A 17,361-nucleotide genomic window follows, 5' to 3' on the forward strand; every position below is an offset into this window, starting at 1 on the left:
GCCATGGACGACATGCGGTTGGAGGAGATCAGCCGTGCCTACCGCTCCCAGCTGGGCGAGGCACCCCCTGCGGTGACCGACGCCGCCGTGACCGCCTTCCGGGCACAGGTCCGCCAGCGTGCATGGACCGGCGCGAGGGTCGTGCTGGTGTTGGCCGGGGCGATCGGCCTGCTGCTGGAGCTACCGGTGATCCTCGGTGGTGCCGCCCACACGTCACAGGACGTCGCGGTGCTGCACACGGCCCTGTCGATCGGGTTCCTGATCGCGGCGTGGCGACCCGAGCGGTATGCACGCGGCATGGTGCCCGTCGCGCTGGCCGCGGCGGTGCTGCTGGTCCTGCCGGCAGCCAGCGACACACCCGCGGCGGTCGACAACGGTGTGGCAGAGCTCTCGCACCTGCCGGTCCTGGCCGGGGCAGCTGCGTTGGCCCTCGGCGGCTGGATGACGCCTGCCCGGCGGCATCGGCGGGCCTGACGCCCCCAGCTCTCGACGAACGGCCGACCTCCCGATGCGGGCGGGGTCGGCCGTTCGCGTTACGGTCGAGTGGTGCGTCCGTACCGTTGCCCCTCCTCCACGCGTTGGCCGGCCCACCGGGCGTCGGCAGCAGCCGTTGCCGTGCTGGCCGTCCTCAGCGGCGGGTGCGGTGGTGAACCCTCCCCCGCGGGCGTGCCGGCGGCCACTGCCAGCTGCGGCGAGGTGGACTTCCCGCCCGTGCAGTTCGGCAGCCACCTGATCGGCGATGCGGCCCCGCCGGTGGCCTACAGCTCGGTGCCGCCCACGAGCGGCTGGCACACCTCGGGGGCCCCGCCCATCGGTGTGCACGAGTCCCCACCCGGCCTGTCGGAACCACAGCAGGTCGCCACCCTCGAGGCCGGCGGAGTCGTCATCACCCACGGCCCGCTGGAGGAGTCGACCCGCGCGGACCTGGTCGAAGCCGTCGAGGCACGCTGGGCCGACCGGACCGTCGTCACGCCCTACGCCGAGCTCTCCGACGGGGCGGTGGCCCTCACGTCCTGGGGCGCATTGCAGCACTGCACCGATGTGGACCTGACGGCCATCGAGGCGTTCGTCGCCACCTACGCCGAGCCCATCGAGTCCCACGGCTGAGCACGGCAGCGGCGTCACCGAGTACTCCCCGCTCCCATTCCTCCGAACGCAGCACAGGCGGCCCTGAGCGGGCCGCCTGTGGTGTCTGTTCCTGCGTTGGGTTACGGCCGGACTGACCGAACCGACCGCTGCATGTCCACCGGTCGCACCGAGCGGGCCGCGGACGGACGGCGGTCCCCGGGGCGCACGGCGCCGGTGAAGGCGATCGCCTCGGGCACCTCCTCACCGCGGCGACGGAGCACCGCGCCGTAGCAGGCGGCACCGAGGAGGACGAGCAGGGCAAGGGTGGTTGCGTACCAGGACGGCTGGACGACGCTCAGGCTGGCTGCGGCGACGTTGCGAACGGGCTCTGCCGCGGCCTGCAGGACCGACTGGTCCTCGGCAGTCACGGCAACATCGGTCGTACCGGGGACGATCTGCTGGCCGGCCACCATGGGCGCAAGGACCAGCGGCTCACCCGATACGGGATCGGTCAGCGGACGCGCCGCGGTGCCGAGGGACGGCACGACGCTGACGCCGTAGGTCTCGATCGGCGGGGGGGCGACACCGTTGTCCTCGGCGGCGGCCTCCTCACCCTCGACGGGGGCGCCTTCCGCGGGCACGCCCTCGCCCTCGGCCGTGACCTCGCCGTCCGCGGGCTGGGGTGCCTGCGGCGCCTCGACGACCTCTTGGGCGTTGCCACCCTCGGCTTCGACCTCACCGGATCCGCCCTGGGCCCCGTCGTTGCCCGGGTTGGCCGGCTCGTCGCCCTCGCCGTCGGCGAGCTGTTCCTCGAAGTCCTCGAGCATGTCGGCCAGCGTGGGCTCGCCGTCGTCCTCGCCGAGGGCCGGGGGTGTCGCGCTCGGCGTCGGGGTCGGGGTCGGGGTGGGGGTCGGGGTCGGCGTGGGAGTCGGCGTCGGTGTCGGTGTCGGGGCAGTCTCGCTCGATGCGCCTGCGGAGCCATCGGGGCGGGCGATCTGGGCTGCGGACGGCGACAACGGCAGCAGCAGGATGCCGACAACCAGCAACGCCAGCATCAGAGTCGTTCGACGCTCTCCGGCGCCCGTCAGATCGTGCATATGGAGAAGTACCTTCAAACGTTCGGCCATCGTCGCTCCTCCGGGAGTTCGCTGGTGATGGCACCGGCGACCGGGAAACGACACTCGCTTCCGAAGACTACCGGTACAGGGCGGGGGGAATCCACCAACTCCCTCACATGTCGGCACGTCCGATGGGCCCCTGTAGGACTTCTCCGTCGGATACCACGCTGGGCAACACCAACCCCCCGCTGGGTGCGTCAAACTTCACGCACCGTTAACCGCAGGAGGGGTCGCGGGCGGAACACCCGGGTACCATGCTTGCAACAGACAGCGGAACGCTTGCATTTGGCTATCCACAGCTCGGACCACCGCTGACCAGCTCGAGGAGGAGGCCCGAATGAGAGATCTCATCGGCATCCGCAAGGTCTCCGAGCATGCGCTGCGCCACCTCGCAGACATGTTCGCCGACGACACCAACCCCATCGATCCCACCGACGTGTCCGTGGACGCAACCATCGTCTTCGCCGACATCGAAGGGTTCTCCGACGTCGTTGCCCGCGAGGGCGACGACGCCGCTGCTGCCGTGCTCGACCAGCTCGACGCTGCGGTCGAGGCCGCGGTCGGGCCCACGGCGGCTCGCGTGGTCAAGCGCCTCGGCGACGGCGTCATGATCGCCGCCGACGACCCGGCCGACGGTGTCCTCGTCGCCGCCGCGCTCCCCGCCGCGTTCGCCTGCCGCCTGGCCGACACGACCCACCCCCTGCGCCTGCGTGTCGGCGCACACCGCGGTGTGGTCCGCAGCCGAGGAGACGACCTCATCGGCTACCACGTCAACGTCGCGGCCCGCGTGGCCGAGCAGGCCGTCGGGGGCGAGGCCCTCGTCACCGGGGCCCTCCACGACTCGGTGGAGCTGTCCCACCCCCTGAGGGCCGTCGAGGCCGGCCAGCTCGTGGCCAAGGGTGTGCCGGAACGGCCGCGCGTGTTCCGGCTCGTGGTCGACGCCGAGCAGTCCCCGTGCGAGCAACCCCTGACGGCCTGATCGCGCCTGTCCCCGGTCGATCGGGTAGACCAACCCGCATGGTCGACTCGCTTGCAGAATTCCTTCGCCGCTCCGAGCACCTGCTGGTCCTGACCGGCGCAGGCATCTCCACGGAGTCGGGCATCCCCGACTTCCGTTCCCCCGGTGGGGTGTGGACGCGCTACGACCCACGGCAGATGACCTTCGACCGGTACGTCGAGTCCGCGGAGGTGCGGGCCCTGTCCTGGGCGATGCGGCGGGAGTTCTTCGCTGCCGGCGCCCGCCCGAACGCCGGCCACCTCGCCATCGCCGCGATGGAGGCGGCGGGACGCAGCGTCGGGGTGATCACCCAGAACATCGACGGGCTCCACCAGGAGGCCGGTTCACGGACCGTCGTGGAGATCCACGGCACGGCCCGCACGGTCACCTGCATCGGGCGGCGGCCTCGCTGGGGCATGCCCGACGGATGCGGGTTCCGTGAAGACACGACGTGGGCGTTCGCACGCATCGACGCCGGCGATCCCGATCCGGCCTGTCCGGAGTGCGGCGGACTGGTCAAGTCGGCCACGATCAGCTTCGGACAAGCGATGGACACCACGTCCATGGATGCGGCCGCCCAGCTGATGGACGTTGCCGACGCGATGCTGGTCGTCGGGTCGTCGCTGCAGGTCCACCCTGTCGCCGGCATGCCCGTCGACGCGGTCGAGCGCGGCCTCCCCCTGGCCATCGTCAACCGCGAACCCACCCCCCTGGACGACCTGGCCGACGTGGTCGTCCACGGCAGCGCCGGCGAGGTACTGGGCTAGATCGTTGGTCCTCGCTCCGCTCGTCGGGTCCTCGGGCTCTGACCCGACGAATCGCTCCCTCGATTCTCGGCCCTCGCTCCGCATCGGGCACTGCGAGCCTCGCTCGCGTTTCGTCGGCGCCCTGCGGCGGTGCGCTGGCACCTCTGTGGGCCGAGCACACGACGGTTGGCACCTCGGCGGGCCGAGCACACGACGGTTGGCACCTCGGCGGGCTGCGCACACGACCGGTGTGTGCGTTCCCCCGCTCCAGGCGCTGCTGATCGCACCCACCCTCGACCGTTGTGCGACATGAACGCCCCGAGGAGACGTGTATGAACCGGGGACCTTGTTGACAGTTGGATCCGGGGAGGTCCTTGACACCTGCACACAGTGCGTGGATGCGCATGAGGCAGGTGAGCGTGATGCAACAACGGCACGAGATGGTGCTGGCGGTCAGGCAGCGAGGCATCTCGGTGAGTGGCGCTGCGGCGCTGTTCGGGGTGTCGCGGCAGACCGTCCACAAGTGGCTGGCCCGGTATGACGCGGAGGGGGTGGAGGGGCTGGGTGACCGGTCCAGCCGGCCGCTGGTCCCGTCGGGGCAGGTCGACGGCGGCCTGGAGCAGCGGGTGGTGCAGCTGCGAACCGCCAATCCTCGGTGGGGGCCCAAACGGATCCATGCCGAGCTGGTCCGTCGGGGGTGGATCCGCCGGCCAGGTCGACCATCGGGCGGATCCTTGCCCGCAACGGACTGACCGGGGACCACCCTCGCCCCGTCCCGGCCGCGCCGTTGCGGTTCGCCCGGGAGCGGCCCAACGAGCTGTGGCAGATCGATGGGATGCGGCTGGCCGTGGGCGAGGACACCATGACGGTGATCACCCTGCTGGATGACCACAGCCGGCTGTGCCTGGAGTTGTTGCTTGCGGCAGGGGAGACCGCGGCGGCGGCCATCGCCGCCTTCGACCGGGCGGTCAGCCTATGGGGGCTGCCCCACACCGTGCTCAGCGACAACGGCAGCGCCTTCACCGCCCGCTCAAAGGGTGGGGTGGGCCCCTTCGAGCGGCACCTGTGGCAGCAGGGCGTGGCCACCATCAATGGTCGGCCCTACCACCCCCAGACCCAGGGCAAGGTCGAGCGGCTGCACCGCACCCTGCGCGAGTGGCTCACCGACCACCCCGCCGAGGACGCCCACGCGATGACTGACCAGCTCGACGTGTTCGTCGACCACTACAACACTCAACGGCCACACCAGGCCCTCAACGACCGCACCCCCGCCCAGGTCCACGCCGACACACCCCCGGCCCGTCCCGACCCGGCCGGCACCCTCCACCAGCGCAGCCGACGGATGGTCAACCACACCCAGGGCAACGGCAACCTTGGCTACGCCTCCTGGCAGATCGGGCTGGGACGAGCCCACCCCAACACCGTCGTGGCGATCACCGACCACGGCGACCTCATCGAGATCCACGACGAGCACGGCACCCTCATCGGCACCACCAAGCCCGACCCCACAACCCGCTACCTGCCCCTCACCCGACACACCTAGGCTGTGTGCACCTGTCAACAAGGCCCCCGGACCAAGGTGTCAACAACCTCCCCGGATCGCACACGCCCCGAGGAGACGGGCATGCCGCACGAGCCCTCACCCCGGGTGCGGTCGACCACCCTCAGAGGCGCCCAACGCACACGCCGGCCTGACCACCGCAGCCGGACCGGGCACCGACCGCCGCAGGGCGCCGGCGATCCGTGAGCAAGACTCACAGCCACGAGCCTGCGAGAGGCGAGAATCGGCGGAGCGGATCGTCGGGTCAGAGCCCGAGGACCCGACGAGCGGAGCGAGGACCGAAAAACAAAGCCAACCCCGCGCCGAGGCACGGGGTTGGTCAGTCCTGCTGGGGGGTTACTCCCAGGCGGCCACCTTCGGGTGGTCGACGCCGGAGGCGCCCACCTTGGCGGCACCGCCGGGGGAACCGACGCCGGAGACGCCGTCCTCGAAGTACTCGGCGTTCCAGGGAGTGAATTCCTTCCACTCGTCCGGGACGTCGTCCTCGTAGAAGATGGCCTCGACGGGGCATGCGGGCTCGCAGGCGCCGCAGTCCACGCACTCATCGGGGTGGATGTAGAGCATCCGGTCACCCTCGTAGATGCAGTCCACGGGGCATTCCTCGATGCAGGCCTTGTCCTTCACGTCGATGCAGGGCTCGCAGATCGTGTAGGTCACGTGTTTGGCCTCCTGGTTTGGGGTCGCGTGTTGGTCATCGTGCGGTGCACGGTGGGCCCGGTCGGGCGCGTCGGCCAACACTCTACCCTGAGGACCCGTGCACCCACGCAACCCGACAGCCGATGTCCTCGTCGTCACCGCCGACGACGTGTCCCTGCAGGCCCGCCATCGCCGGCCGACCGGACCGCCGAAGGGTGCGGTCCTGCTCTGCCACCCCCACCCGGCGTTCGGTGGCCACATGGATGTCTGGCTGCTGCCGGCCATCGCCGCGGCGCTGTCGGCGGACGGCTGGGCCAGCCTCCGGCTGAACTTCCGGGGGGTGGAGGGGTCAGCGGGCACCCAGACCGGCGGACGACTCGAGCACCTCGACGCCGAGGCCGGCCTCGCCCACCTCCGCGCCGCCCACCCCGGCGTCCCGCTGGCTGCGGTCGGCTGGTCCTTCGGTGCGATGATCGCCCTCCGGCTGGGGACGTCCATCGACACGTGGGTGGGCGTCGCACCGCCGACCCGCGGACTGGACGACGCGCCACTCCTCGGCCCGCTCGTGCCCGAGACCCTGCCGCCCCGCCGCCACGTGGTGGTCGGGGCGCACGACCAGTTCTTCCCTCCTGACACCGTTCACATCCTCCGCCCCGACGAGGTCACCGTGCTGCCAGATACCGACCACTTCTTCTTCGACCGAGACCAGGACGTCGCCGCGGCCGTCCTGCACGCCCTCTCCCCCGGGACCCCACGATGAAGGCTCGATACGTCGTGCGCATCACCCCGGCGGACGTCGGACAGCGTGTCAGCGTGCGCTTCTGGGTGGAGGGGGCGGCAGCGCGGGAACCGGGCGAGCCGGCGCACAGCGACGCCGTCGGGGTGCTGGAGTCGTGGGCGGATGGCTGGCTGTCGATCAGGTGGCGGGACGGACGGCTCACCACCGTGGACGAGCAGGCGTTGGTGGCCGGCAAGACCCTGCCGCCGTCCCCCCGCTGACCTCCCTCGGATCGCGATCGGACGAATCATTACTGAATTGGGTTCGTTTCGGTTTGCGCGCTGCGTGACAGTGGGAGCCTTCGGTCGATGCAGAGGGACCCCCAGATTCTCGATGGCGTGCCGGCAGCGCTTCTCCGGCTCACCGAGACGGGGGTCGTGGTGTACGCCAACCGTGCCGCCGGACGGTTCCTGCGGTGTGCACCGGCGTTGCTCGTCGGACGCCACTACGCCGACCTCGTCGAGGACCGACAGCGGGCCAAGGAACTGCTGGCCACCCGTGACGTCGGGACGGTGGAGCGCCGCCTGATCCAGCGCTTCTGCCTGGACGACGGGGACGCCAACTGGGGGATCGCCATGTTCGGGGGGGTCGAGGCCGACCACACCCGCTGGGTGCGCCTCGAGCCCATGATCCAGGACACCTCGGAGACGATGGCACCCGTGATCGCCCTGGTGGAGGCGCTCGTCGGCGCAGACCGGACGTGGCTGCTGCACGACAAGGGGGCCCACGTGGAGGTCGTGTCCACCACGATCGTGGACGACACCCCCCAGCCCGTCCAGTTCCGCATCGACCACGATCGGCACCCGGCGCTCCACGACATCCTGGAGGAGGGCAGGTCGATCCGCTGGAGATCCCTCGAGGGGCTCGCAGACATCTATCCGGGATGGGAGATGTCGGAGCTCGAGGGCCTGGAGAGCGGCATGGTCGTGCCCCTCCTGGAGGACGGCGCGGTGCTCGGGGCGGTGTGCTGGGGGTGGGCCATCCCCGGGCCTCCGCCGGTCGACGACCAGCAGCTCCTCAGCGGAGCAGAACGAGTGGCAGCAGCCGTGCGTTCCCGGGAGCAACATCGCCTGGTCGTCTCGGCGCAGCAGGAGGCGACCGCCCTTGCCATGCGCTTCCAGACGGTCGTCGAGGAGCTGGAGGAGGGCGTCGTCCTGTGGCATGGCGAACAGGACCTGACACCCCTCGCGATCAACCCCGCGACCGAACGGCTCCTCGGGATCGACCAGATGGCACAGCTCGACGACGTCCTCCTGCGCGGAGCGGACGGGGATGAGCTGGGGCCGGGGTTCCTTCGGCGCCACGCCCGAACGGCGATGGACTCCGGTGCGGCCGAGGTTCGCCTCGTCCAGCTGGCGGACGGCGCGGAAGTCCGCTGGCTGACGCTTCGATCCCGTCCACCCATGCGTGACGCCGACCTCGCTGCGGTCAGCATCCTCGTCGACGTGACCGACAGGCACCTCGCCGAGGCGCGCCTGCGACACCAGATGTTGCACGACGCCCTGACCGGGCTCGCCAACCGCACGCTGCTGATGGACCGGCTGGCCCAGGAGCTGCAACGTGCGCGTCGCCACGGAGGCCAGGTAGCCGTCTTCTTCCTCGACCTGGACGACTTCAAGCGGGTCAACGACACGCTCGGACACGACGTCGGCGACGCCCTGCTCGTGCATGTCGCGGGGCTCCTCCGGTCCGCTGTGCGCCCCGACGACACCGTGGCCCGTCTCGGTGGGGACGAGTTCGTCCTCGTCTGCGACATCGAGTCGTCGGAGAACGCCTGGGACATCGCCAAGCGGATCCATGCGACCTCACAGACCGGTATGGAGGTCGGAGACGGGGCTCGCCTGCGCCCGGCCTTCAGCATCGGCATGGTCCTGGCCGATCCCGAGACCGTTGACCCGGTGGCGTTGCTCAGGGACGCCGACAGCGCCATGTACGCCGCGAAGGAACGGGGCAAGGGACGCACGGAGCTGTTCGGCCCCGAGCATCGCCGGACGGCAGCCGCCCGCCGGACGCTGCAGGCGGGGCTGCGCGACGGTGTGGAGGCCGGGGAGGTCGTCCCGTGGTTCCAGCCGGTGGTGGACCTCCGCACCGGCCGGGTCGTGGCGGCCGAGGCCCTCGCGAGATGGCAGCGCGCGGACGACGTGCTCGGGCCCGATCGGTTCCTGTCGCTTGCCCAGGACGCAGGCTTCATGGCTGAGCTGGGCGACACGTTGCTGCGGCGCGCCGCTGATTCCTCGAGCCGACACCGCGGTGCCACCGAGCTCGACCTCCACCTCAACTGCACGCCCGCCGAGCTCGTCGACGGGCGCTACGCCCGGTCGCTCCGGAGCCTCCACGAACAAGCCGTGCTGGATCCCCACCGCCTGGTGCTGGACCTGACCGAGGACGTCCTGCTCACCGGCGCAGGCGACATCAAGGCCCAGATCGCCGAGCTGCGCGCGATGGGCGTTCGCGTTTCCCTCGACGACTTCGGGACCGGTCTGTCCTCCCTCGTCCATCTCCGTCGGTTCGGTGTGGACATCGTCAAGATCGACAGGTCGTTGGTTGCCGGCCTGCCCCACGACAACGACAGCGCCGCGCTCGTTGCGGGCATCTTCGGTATGGCAGGCGCCCTCGGCCTCAAGACGGTCGCCGAGGGTGTCGAGACCGTGGAGCAGCGTGACTGGCTCCTCGAGCGTGGGTGTGACTTCGCGCAGGGTCACCTGTTCGGCTCGGCATCCCCAACGCTTCCGAGCTGACGCCTGCCTAGCTGCCGGCCTCCCGCACGGCCCGCTGCCGCTCGCGCTCGTACAGATCACGATCTGCCGCGTCGAGCAGCTCGGTGGGATCGATGGGCACGTCGGTGGACGCCACACCGGCGCGGAGCCCGACCAGCACCCGGTAGTCGGCGTCGATGGCGATGGGACTGCCCACCACATCGACGAGCCGGCCGACCACCCTGCGCGCCCGATCGCTGTCGAAATCATCGAGCACCAGCACGAAGTCGCATCCGCCGAGGTGGGCCAGCAGGTCCCCTCGACGTGCCACGTGGGCCATCCGGCCGGACACGACACGCAGCACGTGCTGGCCGACACGGTGGCCGAACTGCGCGTTCACCTGCGCCATGCCGTCCAGCCCCATGAAGATCACGGTGCAGCAGTCCCTCTGCTCGGCCTCGATGGCGGCCATCGAGGCGGCCAGGTGGGCCAGGACCACGTTGTGTGCGGGCAGGCCCGTCAGCGCATCGCTGCCGGCCGCGCTGGAGAGCTCGTGCTCCCGGCGACGACGACGGAGGGCGAACAGGATGGCCCGCTCGACCGATGGACCGTCCAGCAGGTGCCGGACCAGGACATCGGCTGCCCCGAGGTCGAGGGCCGCCAGCGCCATGACGGCCGGATGGGTGTCACTGGCCACGAGGATCTCGCAGCCCGGCACCCCGAGCCGGGCCTGCCGAAGCGTTGCGAGACCTCGCGGGTCGGTGACGTCGACGTCGACGATCAACAGGTCCACCCCTCCCCCGCTGGCGGTCAGGTCCACAAGCCCCTCGAGGTTGGTCGTCCGGCTGAAGGTCAGGCGCCAACCGTTGCGGTGTGCAACGTCGGAGATGTGGCGGTCCAGGGCGGCGTCCGCACGAGCCTCGGCATCCAGGACGGCGATGTGGATGCGGCTGCCCGGTCCAACCGTCAGCGCCGCTCGCCTCTCGACTTCCGGGCGGGGCCGGTCGACGGCGTTGCGGATGCTGTGGCCGAGGGGATGGTGGCGCGCCTCGAGCTGGTCCTTGCTGATGACGTCGTCCACGCCCAGCCGGACGGCGAGGCGACGATCGGCCTCTCCTGCCGTCCCGCTCACGACGACGATGGGCACATCGGGGTCGGCGGCACGAAGCGCAGCGATGGTCTCGAGGCCATCGCTGTCGGGCAGGCCGAGGTCCAGCAGCACCACGTCGGTGCGGTTGTCGGCCAGCTGGCGCACGGCGTGTTGGAGGCTGTGGGCCCACTGCACGACGGGGTTGCCATCGAGCTGCTCGGCAAGAGCGGCCTCGATCAGGCAACGGTCCGAACCAGCATCTTCCACGACGAGCACTCGGAGTTCGGAAGCGTCGTCCACGGACCGGAACGTACCCCCGGAACCGCTCGCTGTATCTGCGCACTAAGGCCTAGTGAACCCCGCGCGGGTGGTGTGGTGGGTACGTAGACGATGTCGTCGGACAGGCGTACGCCGGTCAGCTCACGATCTGGTCACCGATCCGGTGGACCCAGATCCGGCTCGTGCCGCCCAGCGACCCGGGAGGACCGGTGACGAGGACGATGACGTCGCCATAGGCGGCCCAGTTGCCGTCCAGCAGCACGCGTTCGGCGGCCTCCAGCAGCTCCTGCGCCCGGTCCTTCATCGGCACCAGGGCGGCTTCGGTCCCCCACATCATCGACGTGCGGCGACGGGCCCGGTCCGACGGGGTCAGCCCGACCAGCGGCATCTCCGGACGACACTTGCTGACCAGCTGGACCGACCAGCCCGTCATCGAGAAGACCACGATGGCGGTGGCCCGGACGTCACGGGCGACCTGCACGGCCGACTGCGACACGACCTTCGGCACGCTCAGCTCGGAGTGGGGCGGGGGGCTCGGGTGGATCAGGTGTGGGGAACGCTCGGCGACCTCGACGATGCGGGCCATGGTCCGGACGGCCTCGACCGGGAACGCCCCCGCGGCGGTCTCGCCCGACAGCATCACGGCGTCGGTGCCGTCGAAGATGGCGTTGGCGACATCGCTGGCCTCCGCCCGTGTGGGACGGGGCGAGCTGATCATCGAGTCGAGCATCTCCGTCGCGGTGATGACGGGGCGCGATTCGGCGTTGGCCTCGGCGATGATCTCCTTCTGGATGGCGGGGACGCGCTCGGGACCGATCTCCACACCCAGGTCGCCACGCGCGACCATGACCGCGTCGGTGACGTCGATGATGTCGGTCAACCGTTCGATCGCCTCGGGCCGCTCCAGCTTGGCGATGACAGGGGACTCACCGCCGAGCGCGTGGATCCGGTTGCGCACGTCGATGATGTCGTCGGGTCCCCGGACGAAGGAGAGGGCGACCCAGTCCGCGCCGAGCTCCATGGCGAACTTGAGGTCCTCGAGGTCCTTGTCGGTCAGGCACGCGGCGGAGACGGCCACACCCGGCAGGTTCAGGCCCTTGCGGGACTTGGCCACCCCGCCGGCCACGACCCGTGCCCGTACCGTGCCGTTCTCGACGCGCGAGGCGACCAGGCGGAGGGAACCGTCGTCGATCAGCAGCAGCGCACCGGGCTCGACGTCATCGGCAAGCGCGTCGTACACGACGGGAAGGGCCTTGAGCCCTTCGCTCTCGTAGTCCTCGAGCTGCTCGACGCCGGGCAGGAGGTAGACCTCCGAGCCGGTCTCGATCTCGAGGCCGTCGTCGGGCATGAGGCCCAGGCGCATCTTGGGACCCTGCAGGTCGGCCAGGGAACCCACGTTGCGGCCCAGACGCGCGCCGAGCTCGAGCACGGTCTCGAGGCGACGTGCATGTGTGTCGTGGTCACCGTGGCTGAAGTTCAGCCGGACCACGTCGATACCGGCCTCGATGGCTGCACGCAGCTTCTCGCGGTCGTCCAGGGCGGGACCAAGGGTGGCGACGATCTTCGCTCGACGAGCCACTTGACTTCCTTCATGGGGGGAGATGATTCGGGGCGTGATCAGCCTAGAGGCTCACCACCTTCGGCGGGATTGTCGACCGAAACAACAATCACGGTCGCGCAGTGAACCACATCGGGCCCATCCGGGGGTGCGCCGGTTCCGAACAGGTCACGTGGATCCCGCTGTCCGGGGTCCCCCGACTCCCGAACACGAGGACCTCCCATGCGCACACGTTCCGTCCGTCTCCTGCTTGGCCTGCTTGCCGGCCTCCTGATCCTGCCTGCCTCCGGTGCGGCGGCCCAGGACTCCACCACCATCTGCGACACCGACGCGTTGGTCGAAGCCGTCCAGAGCGGTGCGGAGGAAGGCACGCTGGAGGGCATGGCCGACGACCCCGTTGGCACCGCCGCGTCCAGCAACCCCGTCCTGACCACCCTCGTCACGGCCGTGTCGGAAGCCGGACTGGTCGACACCCTCAACTCCGCTGAGGCCCTCACGGTCTTCGCCCCCACCGACTGCGCCTTCGCCGCCCTGGACGCTGCGACGCTCGAGGCCGCCCTGGCCGACCCCACCGGTCTGCTGACCCAGGTCCTCGGCTTCCACGTCATCGCCGGCGAGCAGATCGCCTCCGCCGACCTGTCCGGGGACTACGAGACCTTCACCGGCGAGACCATCACCATCAACGGCACCGACGTGGACGGCCAGGCGACGATCGTCGTCCCCGACGTCCAGACCGCCAACGCCACCGTGCACCTCATCGACACCGTGATGCTGCCGCCGAGCGTGACCGAGGCCGCGCAGACCGACGCCGCCCCGACCGACGCCGCCCCGACCGAGGCCGCTGACGAGGCGACCGAGGATGCCGCGACCACCGACGACGGCGCTGCCCCCACCGGCGGCGTGGCCACCGGTGCCGGCGGGACCGCCGACTCCAGCACCACCCTTCCGTTCGTGGCCATGGGCCTGCTGGCCAGCCTTGCCGCTGTCGGCTTCGTGGTCCGCCGCCGCGTCTGACGCCACACGCGTTCGCCGCGCCCCCTGCCCCGGTTCGGGTGACGACACGTCATCGGGCCGGGGCAGGCTCGCGTCCGGGCCCCCACGCGGAGGCCCCCACCCATCGCCGAGGACGACACGATGCCCCACTCTCGACGCCTGGTCACCGGCTTGGTGGCCTCGGCCGCAGCCACCGCAGCGTTGCACCGATACCGCAGGAACCGTCGTGCCGAGCCGCAGCCGTCCGGCACGGCGGCCGCCACGACACCGGAGGAACCCTCCGACGACGAGGTGGACACGATCGATGCACGTGAGGTCGGTCCCGCCGAGGCGCCACTCCGGGTCGAAACGCCTGGCGGCGTGACGGCGAACGTGACGTCCGATGGTCCGCGCCGTCGGATGGTCAGGGCTGCCGCCGGGTCGGTCTCGTTGCTCTCCCTGGTTGCCCTGCTCGTCGTGGCGCTCTCCACCCTCGCACCGGGCTCATCGGCCGGGGACGAGGCCGGCGAGATGCTGGTCGGCACCGCGCTCGACAACGGGACCCGACTGCCCACACCCGACGCCGTCCGGACGACGCCTCCCGCCGACGCACCGTCGCCCTCCTCGACCGACCCGACCCCGACAACCGATCCGGCCCCGACAACCGATCCGGCGCCGACGACCGGCGACCCGATCGACCGAGCAGACCCCACCAGGGTGTCCATCCCCGCCATCGACGTCGATGCCTCGGTCATCCCCCTCGGCGTCACCGGCGGGGTGCTCGACGTCCCACAGGACTTCGCCCGCACCGGATGGTGGCAGGCCGGCCCCGAACCGGGTGAGGCCGGGCCTGCGGTGATCGTGGGACACGTGGACTCCTACCGCGGGCCCGCGGTGTTCCACCGGCTGCGCGAGCTGCGCGCCGGGGACGAGATCACCGTCGATCGCGTCGACAGCTCCTCTGCCACGTTCGCGGTGCGCAGCGTCATGCGGGTGGCCAAGGATGCCTTCCCCACCGACGTGGTCTACGGCGACACCGACGGCCCGTGGCTGCGCCTGATCACCTGCGACGGCGACTTCGCCGACGGCAGCTACCTGGGCAACCTCATCGTCAACGCCGAACTCCTCGTCGAACGGCCGGCGGACACCGCGGGTATCCAGGCCTGATCGCGGCCGGCCCGTAACGATCGGTGGACCTCGGACGTGTACTGCGACGACACCGTCCGTTCGTCCCGAAGGCTCCGCCCCGATGTCCAAGCCAGCGCTGCTGCTGTCGATCCTGCTGATCGCCACCCTCCTGTCCCCCGCCCCCACCACCGCGCAGGATGCCGCGTCCAACGACGCTGCCGAGCCGTTCTCCTCGGCGAACATGTCCCACATCGACAACCTCGCCTACCGTGTCCTCGACCGGGCGGAGACCACGATCCCCTACGGCACCGACATCGAGTTCGCCACCCTCGACGGCGGGTCGGGTCGCACCATCCGCCTGGAGGGGCCGACGCGGATCGAGACGGCAGCGGCCATCTCCGCCGACACCTACCTCGCCGCGGACGACGTGGTCATCGCCACGGCGTACACCTACGCCGACGCGCTGGCTGGGGCCCCGTTGGCCGGGCTGCTGCGCGCACCGATCCTGCTGACCACCGTCGAGGAGGTGCCCGCGGCCACCATGGCCGAGATCACCCGGCTGGGTGCCCGTCGCGCCGTCGTGCTGGGTGGCGAGGCCGCCGTGTCCGCGGCGGTGCTGGACCAGCTCACGGCGGCCGGCCTGTCCGTGGAGCGCATCGAGGGCTCCAACCGGTTCGGCACGGCAGCCGCCATCGCCGAACGGGTGACCGGTGCCGGGGAGTTCCTCCTGGCCGTCGGCGAGGACACCGACCCCGAGCGGGGCTGGGAGACGGCCCTGGCCGCCGCGTCGCTCGGTGCCGCCCACGACATCCCCCTGCTGCTGCTCGGCGAGGACCGGCTGCCCGAGGAGACCGCCGCCGTCCTGGCTGCCAGCGCCCCGACCGACCCGGTGACCGGCCAGGGGCCAGCCATCCCCGGTGCAAGCGGCGATCCCGCGGCCCTGACGGTCGTCGGGACGACCGGTCAGGTCAGCGAGGCCGTGGTCACCGAGGCCGAGGAGGCCGCCGGTGGCGCCACGTCGACGCGTATCGAGGGTGACGACGTGCACGATGTCGCTGCTGCCGTCGCGGCCGAGTCCTTCGCCCGCGGGGCCATCCGCGCCCGTGCCCATGTCGCCACCAGCCGTGCGTTCGCCGACGGCCTGACCACCGCGGCAGCCATCGGCAAGACCGGCGGTGTGCTGTACCTGGTCGATGGCCTCGACATCGCTGCCACCCCGCAGGCCGGGGTTGCCCTCGCCGACGCGACGGTCGGCGCGCTGCGCCTCGCCGGCGGTACCTCGGCGATCGACGCCGAGGCCGCCGACACCCTGTCCGCGCTGGTCGCCGACCGGGACGGTTCGCTGCAGGACTACGCCATCGCGGGAGCGGAGTACAACGGCCTGCAGATCGCCGACATCGCCGACCCCGAACACACCGAGATCGTCGCCTACTACGACTGCGTGACCGTGCAGGGCGACACCCAGGTGTTCAGCCGTGACGGCCGCACCTTCACGACCTTCACCTCCGAGGACACCTCCAACCTGGACCACCGCTCGGACTGCGTGCGCAGCGCCGTCGCGGCCGGCGACATCACCTTCGTCGACGAGGTCGGCGGTGGCGAGGACGAGGACCAGCCCGACGGGACGCCCGACGACCTGACCCCCGGCTACGGGACCTACGTCATCGAGCTGACCAACCCCTACGAGCCCACCTACGCCGGGTTCATCCCCGTCCCCGAGGGCTCCCACAACATGACGGTGCACCCGTCCGGCGACTACGCCTACAACTCCAACTCCTCCCTCATCACCAACCCGGTGACCTCGGGGGGCGAGGAGAGCACCTACATCGAGTACTACGACATCTCCGACCTCTCGGCCATCACGCGCCTCGGGCAGCTCGACATGCCGGTGCTGCCGGGTCTGGGGACGGAGTCCCACGACATCACCTTCTCCGCCGACGGCACCCGGGCGTACTCCGCGGCCCTGTCCAACACGGTGATCATCAACACCGAGGACCCTGCCAACCCCGAGGTCATCTCCAACTTCGTGGACCCGGCCATCAACGTCGAGCACCAGGCCGACCCGGTGACCGTGACCGACAGCGACGGCAACGAGCGCACGCTGCTGATCGTCGAGGACGAGCTCGCGGGCGCTGCCGGCAACGGGTTCTGCCCCGGTGGCGGCATGCACATCTACGACATCACCGGCGACAACGAGCTGGACCCGCAGACCCACAAGGTGGGGACCTACTTCATCCCCGACTTCCGTCCCGCCGGCACCGGATCGGGCCAGGGCGAGGCCCTGACCTGCACCGCCCACGTGTTCCGCATCTACCCCGAGCAGGGCATCGTCACCATCGCTTGGTACAACGCCGGCGTGTGGGTGCTGGACATCAACGGCCTGGCCGACGGCGCGACGAACCCGACGTCGATGCCCATCGAGACCCTCGGCTTCTTCTACTTTTCCAACTCCGACACGTGGTCGTTCAAGACCAACACGTTCGAGGAGGACGGGTCCTTCTACGGCTACGGCAACGACATCAACCGCGGGCTGGACGTCTACCGGTTCGACGCCTCCGTCGACACCGCAACCGAGGAGTTCGGCGCGTCCTTCGCGGGCCGCTGGGTCAACCAGCCCACCGCCATCACGATGGCGCAGCGAGCGCTGCTGGCCAACGGCTACGCGCTGGGCGAGCAGGCGGCGCCCCGCTGTCTGATCTTGAGCGAGCAGAGCTTGAGCGAGCAAGGCATCTGA

General features: G+C 70.7%; 16 protein-coding genes. 12 read left to right on the top strand and 4 right to left on the bottom strand.

All coding sequences use genetic code 11. The annotated features are described in order from the left end of the window. The first annotated feature begins 3 nt into the window (after positions 1-3). Together DVS28_RS18810 and DVS28_RS18815 are read left to right on the top strand one after the other, a co-directional pair. On the top strand, positions 4-474 hold the full coding sequence (locus tag DVS28_RS18810; RefSeq protein ID WP_164710755.1) for a hypothetical protein: 471 nt from the start codon (positions 4-6) through the stop codon (positions 472-474). A 72-nt stretch (positions 475-546) separates the two neighbouring features. Continuing rightward, positions 547-1,107 carry a DUF3105 domain-containing protein gene (locus tag DVS28_RS18815; RefSeq protein WP_164710756.1) on the top strand — a complete coding sequence of 187 codons (561 nt, stop codon included), beginning with the start codon at positions 547-549 and terminating at the stop codon, positions 1,105-1,107. Positions 1,108-1,208: 101 nt separating this feature from the next. Here the strand turns inward: DVS28_RS18815 and DVS28_RS29285 are convergent, their stop codons facing one another. Continuing rightward, on the bottom strand, positions 1,209-2,165 hold the full coding sequence (locus tag DVS28_RS29285; protein ID WP_216826144.1) for a hypothetical protein: 957 nt from the start codon (positions 2,163-2,165) through the stop codon (positions 1,209-1,211). Between the two features lie 358 nt (positions 2,166-2,523). On the opposite strand from DVS28_RS29285, the gene DVS28_RS18825 reads away from it, so the two are divergent. The 4 genes from DVS28_RS18825 to DVS28_RS18840 all read left to right on the top strand — a co-directional run bounded on the left by DVS28_RS18825 (position 2,524) and on the right by DVS28_RS18840 (position 5,472). Further along, positions 2,524-3,165, top strand: coding sequence for an adenylate/guanylate cyclase domain-containing protein (locus tag DVS28_RS18825; protein WP_114592841.1), 642 nt, complete (start codon positions 2,524-2,526; stop codon positions 3,163-3,165). Between the two features lie 38 nt (positions 3,166-3,203). Then, positions 3,204-3,950: an SIR2 family NAD-dependent protein deacylase gene (locus tag DVS28_RS18830; protein WP_114592842.1), complete on the top strand. Its 747-nt coding sequence runs from the start codon at positions 3,204-3,206 to the stop codon at positions 3,948-3,950. A 377-nt stretch (positions 3,951-4,327) separates the two neighbouring features. After that, on the top strand, positions 4,328-4,681 hold the full coding sequence (locus tag DVS28_RS18835) for a helix-turn-helix domain-containing protein (protein WP_114592843.1): 354 nt from the start codon (positions 4,328-4,330) through the stop codon (positions 4,679-4,681). Continuing rightward, positions 4,627-5,472, top strand: coding sequence for an integrase core domain-containing protein (locus tag DVS28_RS18840; RefSeq protein ID WP_114592844.1), 846 nt, complete (start codon positions 4,627-4,629; stop codon positions 5,470-5,472). Before DVS28_RS18835 ends, DVS28_RS18840 begins: the two co-directional genes overlap by 55 nt. A gap of 354 nt (positions 5,473-5,826) precedes the next feature. On the opposite strand, the gene fdxA is transcribed toward DVS28_RS18840, so the two are convergent. Continuing rightward, the gene (gene fdxA / locus DVS28_RS18845) at positions 5,827-6,147 is read right to left on the bottom strand and encodes a ferredoxin (RefSeq protein ID WP_108666870.1); all 321 of its coding nucleotides are present in this window, start codon (positions 6,145-6,147) and stop codon (positions 5,827-5,829) included. 97 nt (positions 6,148-6,244) lie between these two features. Between fdxA and DVS28_RS18850 the strand changes: the two genes are divergently transcribed. From DVS28_RS18850 to DVS28_RS18860, 3 genes are all read left to right on the top strand, one after another. Next, entirely contained in the window at positions 6,245-6,886 is a 642-nt protein-coding gene (locus DVS28_RS18850; protein WP_114592845.1) for an alpha/beta hydrolase, read from the top strand. Next, the gene (locus DVS28_RS18855; RefSeq protein ID WP_114592846.1) at positions 6,883-7,125 is read left to right on the top strand and encodes a putative acetyltransferase; all 243 of its coding nucleotides are present in this window, start codon (positions 6,883-6,885) and stop codon (positions 7,123-7,125) included. Before DVS28_RS18850 ends, DVS28_RS18855 begins: the two co-directional genes overlap by 4 nt. A gap of 87 nt (positions 7,126-7,212) precedes the next feature. Further along, a complete protein-coding gene (locus DVS28_RS18860) occupies positions 7,213-9,642 on the top strand; it encodes an EAL domain-containing protein (protein ID WP_114592847.1) in 2,430 nt (809 codons plus the stop codon). A gap of 7 nt (positions 9,643-9,649) precedes the next feature. Here DVS28_RS18860 and DVS28_RS18865 read toward each other — a convergent pair whose 3' ends face one another. Both DVS28_RS18865 and pyk read right to left on the bottom strand, forming a co-directional pair. Continuing rightward, positions 9,650-10,990 carry a diguanylate cyclase gene (locus tag DVS28_RS18865; protein WP_114592848.1) on the bottom strand — a complete coding sequence of 447 codons (1,341 nt, stop codon included), beginning with the start codon at positions 10,988-10,990 and terminating at the stop codon, positions 9,650-9,652. A 115-nt stretch (positions 10,991-11,105) separates the two neighbouring features. After that, positions 11,106-12,548, bottom strand: a complete 1,443-nt coding sequence (gene pyk, locus DVS28_RS18870; protein ID WP_164710757.1) for a pyruvate kinase — start codon at positions 12,546-12,548, stop codon at positions 11,106-11,108. Between the two features lie 201 nt (positions 12,549-12,749). On the opposite strand from pyk, the gene DVS28_RS18875 reads away from it, so the two are divergent. The 3 genes from DVS28_RS18875 (at position 12,750) to DVS28_RS18885 (ending at position 17,361) form a co-directional block, all read left to right on the top strand. Continuing rightward, on the top strand, positions 12,750-13,541 hold the full coding sequence (locus DVS28_RS18875; RefSeq protein WP_216826145.1) for a fasciclin domain-containing protein: 792 nt from the start codon (positions 12,750-12,752) through the stop codon (positions 13,539-13,541). 120 nt (positions 13,542-13,661) lie between these two features. Beyond that, positions 13,662-14,666, top strand: a complete 1,005-nt coding sequence (locus tag DVS28_RS18880; protein ID WP_216826146.1) for a class F sortase — start codon at positions 13,662-13,664, stop codon at positions 14,664-14,666. A gap of 82 nt (positions 14,667-14,748) precedes the next feature. After that, positions 14,749-17,361, top strand: coding sequence for a cell wall-binding repeat-containing protein (locus DVS28_RS18885; RefSeq protein ID WP_114592850.1), 2,613 nt, complete (start codon positions 14,749-14,751; stop codon positions 17,359-17,361).

It is taken from the genome of Euzebya pacifica, assembly GCF_003344865.1.
Classification (GTDB): domain Bacteria; phylum Actinomycetota; class Nitriliruptoria; order Euzebyales; family Euzebyaceae; genus Euzebya; species Euzebya pacifica.